Source organism: Flavobacterium sp. (genome assembly GCF_044361065.1).
Lineage (GTDB): Bacteria > Bacteroidota > Bacteroidia > Flavobacteriales > Flavobacteriaceae > Flavobacterium.
Genome location: NZ_JBIKJI010000169.1, coordinates 1 through 4,068 on the forward strand (window position 1 = coordinate 1; position 4,068 = coordinate 4,068).

The 4,068-nt window shown below is 32.7% G+C and carries 4 protein-coding genes; 1 reads left to right on the plus strand and 3 read right to left on the minus strand.

The annotated features are described in order from the left end of the window. The 3 genes from ACIQ11_RS09240 to ACIQ11_RS09250 all read right to left on the minus strand — a co-directional run. A partial coding sequence (locus tag ACIQ11_RS09240; RefSeq protein WP_396154340.1) for a chloride channel protein occupies positions 1–1,451 on the minus strand: 1,451 nt, incomplete at its 3' end. A 155-nt stretch (positions 1,452–1,606) separates the two neighbouring features. Further along, positions 1,607–2,275, minus strand: coding sequence for a DNA alkylation repair protein (locus tag ACIQ11_RS09245; RefSeq protein WP_396154341.1), 669 nt, complete (start codon positions 2,273–2,275; stop codon positions 1,607–1,609). Next, positions 2,253–2,861: an ACP phosphodiesterase gene (locus ACIQ11_RS09250; RefSeq protein WP_396154342.1), complete on the minus strand. Its 609-nt coding sequence runs from the start codon at positions 2,859–2,861 to the stop codon at positions 2,253–2,255. The genes ACIQ11_RS09245 and ACIQ11_RS09250 overlap by 23 nt, the downstream gene beginning before the upstream one ends. Positions 2,862–3,109: 248 nt before the next feature. Between ACIQ11_RS09250 and ACIQ11_RS09255 the strand changes: the two genes are divergently transcribed. Further along, positions 3,110–4,068, plus strand: a 959-nt coding sequence (locus ACIQ11_RS09255) for a phosphoglucosamine mutase (protein ID WP_396154343.1), incomplete at its 3' end; no start/stop codon positions are given.

A 4,068-nucleotide genomic window follows, 5' to 3' on the forward strand; every position in this document is an offset into this window, starting at 1 on the left:
TTAGATTCGGTAACGGTATTAAAATTATTGTTAATCAAACGTTTAACATCAATAGACTGTAAAATATTTTTGTCTTTATCATCTGTAAAAACTTCGCCTTTGTCCGCTAAATTTTTAATGTCAAATGAATACGGTTCAAAGTGTTTAGAGATGGCAAAACTAATAGAAGAAACCAACATTAAGGGCACCATTAAACTATAGCCACCCGTAATTTCAGCAATTAAGAAAATAGCAGTTAATGGCGAATGAAACAAACCACTTAATACACCAGACATTCCCACCAAAGTAAAATTACTAATAGGTAAATTCGTAATTTTTAGCATATTAATAAAATACGCGGTAGAAAACCCCAAATACGAACCCACAAACAAAGAAGGGGCGAAGTTACCACCATTTCCACCCGCACCTAAAGTAATTCCTGTCGCAAAAACTTTAAACAATAGGGTTAAGGTAATGAAACCAAAAATAATCCATTTGTTCGATTCAAATTTTTCTAAAAGGGTATTTTCTAATAGTTTTTCTGGCTGATTGGCGGCTAAAAGCTTAATCCCTTCGTATCCTTCACCAAATAAACTGGGGAATATAAAAATTAATATCCCTAAAATTAAGGCACCAAACAAGGCTTTTCGGTAGGTGTTTTTACTTCGTGTGGCGAAAAAATGTTCTACTTTTCTAAAATTTCTGGCGTAATGAATGGAAACAAACCCAGACAAAATTCCTAAAATAATATAAAAAGGAATGTTTTTAGAATCAAAATCTTGTATCGATTTGAAACTAAATAATGCATCTTCATTTAATAATAACATCGAAACAATCGATCCCGTTGCAGCACTAATTATTAAAGGCGTAAAAGCCGTAATACTAATTTCTGCTAAAACTACTTCAATAGCAAACAAAACGCCCGCAATTGGCGCGTTAAAGGCAGCAGCTATTCCGGCAGCGACACCACAGGCTAAAAGTAAGGTTCTGTCTTTATAACTTAATCGGTATTTTAAAGCGTAATTACTTCCAAAAGCCGCACCAGTAATGGTAATAGGCGACTCCAATCCAGCGCTTCCACCCATACCTACAGTTAACGAACTGGTAATTATTTGGGCATACATTTGCTTACCAGGCATTACGCTGCGCTTTTTGGCAACCGCATACATAATTTGAGAGGTTCCTTTTTGGATGTTTCCGTTTAAGAAATTTTTTATTACAAAAACCGTCAATAAAATTCCAATAATAGGTAAGGTACTTTTACTGTAAGGTAAATGCAGTTTTGTGTTTAAATATTGTGAAAATATAAATACGTTGTGGGCAAATGTTTTCAATACAATTACCGCCAAAGCCGCTGATAATCCTACTAATACACTTGAAATGTATAAAAATTGACGCGGCTCTAACACCGACTTCAGTTTAGAAAAATAGTTTTCAAAAAAATACGCTATTTTTTGTATTCGCTTTAACACAAGTGTTTTTTATTTAGAATGGCTAAAATACGCTAATTTTTTAAAAGATAAAATGTTTTAGGTACGCAGATTTGACAGATGTAACGGATTTTATTTTGCTACGAAATACTGAACTATTATAAATTGAAATAGTGAATTTGTTGCAAAAATAGCAATTAAATGATTTTTCTAATAGCTTCTTTTTTGCTTAAGGGTTTTAAATTGGTGCTGTTTACATAATTTAAAACCGCTGTTGGATTTACCGAACCGTATTCGCGTAATGCCCAACCTATGGCTTTTTGAATGAAAAACTCAGTAGACTGTTTGTGTTTTTCGCATTCGGAAACCAGTACATTAAAATCTGTTTTTTGTTTATAGCCCAATTGAAAAATAATCGCCGTTCGGTTGAGCCACATATTATCAGCATTGGAAAATGCTTCGATAATTTCATATTTTTTTTCTGGAAACGTTTCTAAATAGCCACCCACAGCGTATTTTGCTAAAGTGTCTACACTGTCCCACCAGGAGTTAGTTGTAATGAGTTTTTCAATTAAAAGTATATCTTCAATTTGATAGTTATTCTTGATTTCTTTGATGAAAACATCAATGGCAGCGTGATGCATTTCTCGATGTGGAAATTGATACAATTGCCAACAAATGGCTCTAAAATTTGTTTTAATTTCATCTTTATAAATAGAAGTACACTTTTTTAGAATATCACGTCTGGCTTGGGTTTGAATGCCATAAAAAGAAAAATTATTCTTTAAATAATCACTTTGCTTTTTTCCGTAGGCCACATTTTCGTTGGCTTCAAACTGTTGTTTAATTGTAGTAACAAAACTCATTTCTTAATGTATTTAATTCTAATTTAGTGTGATGTTGTAATGCTGTAAAAAACGTTAAAAATTCGTGTTCAATTTCTTTATAAAACGCTTGAATGTCTTCCATCGCAGTGGGCATATTTACTCGGTTTTTAGTACGATAATCCATTTGAAATAAAATTAATTCTAACCCTTCTAATGATTGATAACACACCAACCAATTGGTTTTTACCATATAAGGTAATGCATTTTGCGTTTTTGGGGTTAAAATTGCATATTCCTTTTGTAGTAGGTTATAAAAATCATCGGCATACTGTTCAAGAGGTATGTCAGAAAATTGCTGCCAGTTTTTTGCTAAAAAATGATCGTAAACAATATCCATTATCACACCTGAATAATGTCCAAACTTCTGATGTAATCGATGTTTGCTTTTACGATATATTTCGTGTGAATCTGTAAAACTATCAATAAAACGGTGCAGTTTCACCCCAATTTGAATACCTACAGGATACGACTCATATGAATTTCCTTTAATAGCATCGGCCATAAAATTGCCAATTTTAATGAAATCATCTTCATCGGAAAGGTATATGTGTGCGAGATAGTTCAAGTTTGTGGTTGAGTTGTTTATTTGGTTAAATGGAATAATAATTTAGAAACACAGATTTTAGAAATTTTAGAAATTTATATAATTTTTAAAATCTGTGTTGCGAAAAAAATTAAAAATTATTTCTTTCGTAAATATATAAAATTCTTTGAATGTTTTATTGTTATCTTATGTTGAAGATTTATCTTTGTATTTTATGCGGGGTTTACTTTTCAATTAATAACCCTTTTAAACTTTATAAACATTAAATAATGACATTAATAAAATCAATTTCAGGAATTAGAGGTACCATTGGAGGTAAAGTAGGCGATAATTTAACGCCTGTAGATGCTGTAAAATTTGCTTCGGCATATGGTACATTTTTAAAAAACACCTCTACCGTTACAGATAGAAGACTTAAAGTTGTAATTGGTCGTGATGCACGTATTTCTGGACCTATGATTCATAATTTAGTGCAAAACACCCTTTTAGGATTAGGAATTGATGTTATCGATTTAGGACTCTCAACTACACCAACAGTAGAAGTGGCCGTTCCTATGGAACAAGCTGATGGTGGAATTATATTAACGGCTTCTCACAATCCGAAACAATGGAATGCTTTAAAATTATTAAATGCCAAAGGCGAATTTTTAAGTGGGGCAGAAGGTGCTAAAATTTTAGAAATTGCTGAGGCAGAAGCGTTTGATTTTGTAGATGTTGATAGTTTAGGTGAAGTTACGACTAACGATTCTTATATGGATATTCATATTGATGAAGTATTGGAATTGCCTTTAGTAGATGCCGATTTAGTGAAAACTAAGAAATATAAAGTTGTAGTAGATGGTGTAAATTCTTCTGGAGGAATTGTCATTCCTAATTTATTAGAACAAATGGGCGTGGAAGTGGTGAAATTATATTGCGAACCAAACGGACATTTTCCTCATAATCCAGAACCTTTAAAAGAACATTTAACGGATATATGTAAGCTTGTTTTAGATGAAAAAGCCGATTTCGGAATTGTAGTAGACCCGGATGTAGATCGTTTGGCATTTATTTCTAATGATGGTGAAATGTTTGGAGAAGAATATACGTTAGTGGCTGTAGCCGATTATGTTTTGAGTAAAACACCAGGAAATTCAGTTTCTAATATGAGCTCGTCTCGTGCATTGCGTGATATTACTGAAAAACACAATGGAAGCTACCAAGCCAGTGCCGTTGGCGAAGTGAATGT